The organism is Acinetobacter sp. GD03645 (genome assembly GCF_029845285.1).
In the GTDB taxonomy this organism is placed as follows: domain Bacteria; phylum Pseudomonadota; class Gammaproteobacteria; order Pseudomonadales; family Moraxellaceae; genus Acinetobacter; species Acinetobacter corruptisaponis.
This window is the reverse complement of record NZ_JAOCLL010000042.1, coordinates 1-3,632: the sequence shown is the minus strand read 5'-3', so window position 1 is coordinate 3,632 and position 3,632 is coordinate 1. Positions and strand designations below refer to the sequence as shown.

Below are 3,632 nucleotides of genomic sequence, written 5' to 3'. Positions count from 1 at the left end.
ATCTAAGAATTTAAAGCACAAGACTTATTTAACATTGATGACAGAAAAAGTGAGTTGTTGGGAACTTAAAGAAGAGGTGGTACTTATAATGGTTACTAAAATACAAATACTTAAAATATTAAATATATAAAACAATATATTACAAATATATATGATGCGTAGTGTACGCATCATATATATTTTCTTCTATTTTGATATAATGGATCTCGTCAATCCGCTGATAGGTTTCATTTAAATTTCATGAGTCTTACTGAAATTAAAGTTCGCCAAGCTCATTGCAAGGAAAAAACTTGTTTTTTATCCGATGAAGATGGACTTAGCCTGAAGATTGAGCCGACTGGAAGAAAATCTTGGTGCTATCGCTATACAGATCCACAAACAAAAAAACGTCGCCGCATTCAGTTGGGGCTTTATCCTGATTTATCGCTGAAAAAGGCACGACAAGTCAAAGATGACTTTAAAGACAATAATTATTGTTTTGAGCATGATACTGTCTCTAATGTCATCACCTTTCGTAAGGTAGGGGAGGAGTGGCTGCAGTTCAAACTGAAAAATGCATTTAATGATTCACCCCGCTGCGGTGTACTACAGTTAGCAGAAAGATGTTTACAGCAAGATATTTATCCAGACCTTCAAGATTTACCTTTTCAAAACATCAAGCGTTATGACCTGGTTTCAGTAATCAAAAAAATAGAGGGACGCCAAGTAAAAGAACCTGTCAAGAAAGCTTGTAGTTATTTGAACCAAATTTATGACTACGCTGTAGCGATGGGTTATTGTGAATTCAACATCGCGCATGGTTTAAATAAAATCGCCATTAACAGTAAAATCAAGAAGAATTATCCGTATTTGAAAGCGGAGGATATATCAGATTTTAAGAAAAATTTATTAAAATTGGATGCCCATCCGATTATTAAAAAAGCACTGCTGTTCAAATTACATACTGGCGTGCGAGGGGCTGAATTGTTATTGGCTGAGCCTCATCATTTTGATTTAAATGAAAAAATCTGGAAAATACCTGCCTTGCATATTAAACAGTTTCGACGAAAAGTCATATTAGGCCATGAGATTCCAGATTTTTTAGTTCCACTTTCAAATCAGGCTTTAGAGATTTTGAAAGACGTCATGCAGTGGTCATACGGTGAAAAATACCTTTTTGCTAGCCCTCGCAAACATAATCAACCGATTCATTTTAATACATTAAATATGGCCATACGTAAGATGGGGTATGGCAAACATCAACTATCTTCTCATGGATTACGTTCTACTTTTAGTACCATTTTGAATGACTCAGGTTTGTTCCAGGATAACTGGATTGAGGCACAACTTTCACATATTGATAAGAACCGTACCCGTGCCAGCTATAATCACGCTGACTATTTAACCCAGCGGACTGAAATGATGCAGTGGTGGGGTGATTATTTAAGTAATAGCTAGGTGATTATCATACTTTTATATAGAAAAACTCTCCAACATGGGCATCAAATACTTTGGTTACCACCTTATAGTCCTGACCTTAATCCTATTGAAAAAATGTGGGCATGGGTGAAAGGAAAAAATGGTTGGTTAACTCAATAGATAAGCTTTTTAGTCGTTTCTTTAACGAGTGTATGAGTAATTAAGCGGTTTGACTATAATTGAGAGTTAATAACAACTGATCCTCTATATCTAAAGTATGAGGACGGCCTGATTTCTTTTTGAGTGATTCTGCTTTTTCTAAAACCTCTACCATTTCAGTAAAAACTTGTCGAGGTACACCAACCAAGCGTTTGAATTCAGAATCTGAACAAACGATTTAATTTCTGATATCTCATGAAATTTATATTGAGGTGGTTTTTACTTTCGCAAGAGGTCTAATTTTTAAAAACAACTTAGGCTAATTGATAAACACTATCTGGAAAGATTAAAAGAAAATATTTTTTAATTTCTGCTAATTCGTTTAAGGTAGGTTTCCTTTCAAGAAGTTGAAATGTCCAAATAAGTACAGCCTGATGATTATCATAGCAAGTATTTACTCCAAGAAAATTAGCCATTCCGTAACTTCTATTGATGTTCATTTCTTTAATTAATTGGTTTCCTAAGTCACGAGCTTGCTGGCTGATCAATAACTCATTCGGTAGCACGGCGGTCATCTCCACAAAATAATCTAATGCAGGTTCAATCCTTATATTTAAAAAGTTATAATTTATTTGAAATGGATAAAATATACTTTCTATAAGTTGTAATAACCTGCTGCAGGTTAATTTTAGCAAAGTATTACTCATGCAACAACTTAAAATAACCCGCAGCAAGTTATTTTTTTGTAAGTTAATTTAAATATGATTACTTGTAAGTTATCTAGGCTCATGGGCGATAGAAAAATTTTAAAATTAAGTGAGGTGGTGCATGCAACAGGTATCAATCGCAATACGCTCACAAGTATGTATTATGACCGTGCTGTACGTATTGAATTACCAGTCGCTGATAAGTTATGTAAATACTTTAACTGTACGATGAGTGACTTGTTTGAGTATGTAGATGCTCTTGAAGAGCAGAATTAATGAATACTTCGTTTGATAAGTTTACTCGACTGGTCTCATGCTGAGTTTATAAAATATAACTTTGTACACGACAAAAAAGATAACTCATTGAAATAATGGCATAATACTTGTTTTCTGACGACGAATATGATGACACATTTCAATGAGTTACATCTCATCTTAAACAAATATCTAAAGTGGAACAAGTCACATGCAAAATGTTTTACACTGATTATGCTTGCATTAATTGTAAAACAGACATGATCCTAGCCAAAATAATGGACAGCACGTCCCTCTAAAGATAACGTAACTTTAATCTTTGGAGATTCAAGAAATGGCTATCTTGTGCAGCAATACTGTTCAAGTCCTGAATTTAAACAGCAAGCGATTGATTATGCACTTTCAAACTCCCACGAACCTATAGCTACAATCGCCCAGAAATTAAGCGTGGGTTATTCAACTTTAGACAAATGGATTCGTGAATCCAATCCAGTGGGTTCAAGCAAACGTCAACTTTCACCAGAACAACAGCGGATCTTGGAATTATGGTCTGTTGACATTTACTGTTCATAATTAACCCTATAAAGGTAGCCATAAAAATATACAGGCTAAAGCAACAGAACTTTGATAATTTCTTTTGAGCTTGTCATATCGAGTAGCTATTCCTCTAAATTGCTTTAATCTACAAAACATATTTTCAATTAAATGCCTGATTTTATATAAATACCAGTCCATATGGTCAGTGTTCGATTGACTATTCGTTTTCTTTGGTATATTCGCTTTAGTCCCTGTTTTCCTGATCTGTTCACGCAGTGGTTCTGAATCATAGCCTTTATCTGCGCATACCACTTTTGTCCCTTTTAAATTTAATGTTGATATTAAATTAGGTGCAACTTTAACATCATGTGTGGTTCCATCGGTAATCATGAAATCAATAGGATTGCCATGTGCATCAATAATCAAATCTATTTTTGAGGAGTTTCCTCCTACACTTTTAGAACTAGATTATTCGCTATGCCGGCAGAATATTGATGAGCATGTACATGGGAGCCATCAATAAAAATCCACTCCATATCGGGGCATGAGGCTAGGGTCTGTTGAGAATTACCAAGA

General features: G+C 34.6%; 4 protein-coding genes and 4 pseudogenes. 5 read left to right on the top strand and 3 right to left on the bottom strand.

Going from position 1 to position 3,632, the window contains the following annotated elements:
* Nucleotides 1-240 precede the first annotated feature (240 nt).
* Nucleotides 241-1,437 (top strand): integrase arm-type DNA-binding domain-containing protein, encoded by a 1,197-nt coding sequence (locus N5J47_RS18025; protein WP_279961408.1) that lies wholly within the window; start codon nt 241-243, stop codon nt 1,435-1,437.
* A complete protein-coding gene (locus N5J47_RS18020) occupies nt 1,438-1,578 on the top strand; it encodes a transposase (protein WP_262463139.1) in 141 nt (46 codons plus the stop codon).
* Nucleotides 1,579-1,633: 55 nt separating this feature from the next.
* Here the strand turns inward: N5J47_RS18020 and N5J47_RS18015 are convergent.
* Nucleotides 1,634-1,814 (bottom strand): annotated as a pseudogene (locus N5J47_RS18015) (IS5/IS1182 family transposase); the annotation flags it as partial.
* A gap of 57 nt (nt 1,815-1,871) precedes the next feature.
* Nucleotides 1,872-2,123, bottom strand: coding sequence for a hypothetical protein (locus N5J47_RS18010; protein WP_005155685.1), 252 nt, complete (start codon nt 2,121-2,123; stop codon nt 1,872-1,874).
* A gap of 195 nt (nt 2,124-2,318) precedes the next feature.
* Between N5J47_RS18010 and N5J47_RS18005 the strand changes: the two genes are divergently transcribed.
* The 3 genes and pseudogenes from N5J47_RS18005 to N5J47_RS17995 all read left to right on the top strand — a co-directional run.
* On the top strand, nt 2,319-2,540 hold the full coding sequence (locus tag N5J47_RS18005; RefSeq protein WP_034602463.1) for a helix-turn-helix transcriptional regulator: 222 nt from the start codon (nt 2,319-2,321) through the stop codon (nt 2,538-2,540).
* A gap of 129 nt (nt 2,541-2,669) precedes the next feature.
* Nucleotides 2,670-2,780, top strand: a pseudogene (locus N5J47_RS18000) (IS4 family transposase); the annotation flags it as partial.
* Nucleotides 2,781-2,834: 54 nt separating this feature from the next.
* Nucleotides 2,835-3,065: pseudogene (locus tag N5J47_RS17995) on the top strand (transposase); the annotation flags it as partial.
* Between the two features lie 33 nt (nt 3,066-3,098).
* Here N5J47_RS17995 and N5J47_RS17990 read toward each other — a convergent pair.
* A pseudogene (locus tag N5J47_RS17990) lies at nt 3,099-3,632 on the bottom strand (IS5 family transposase); the annotation flags it as partial.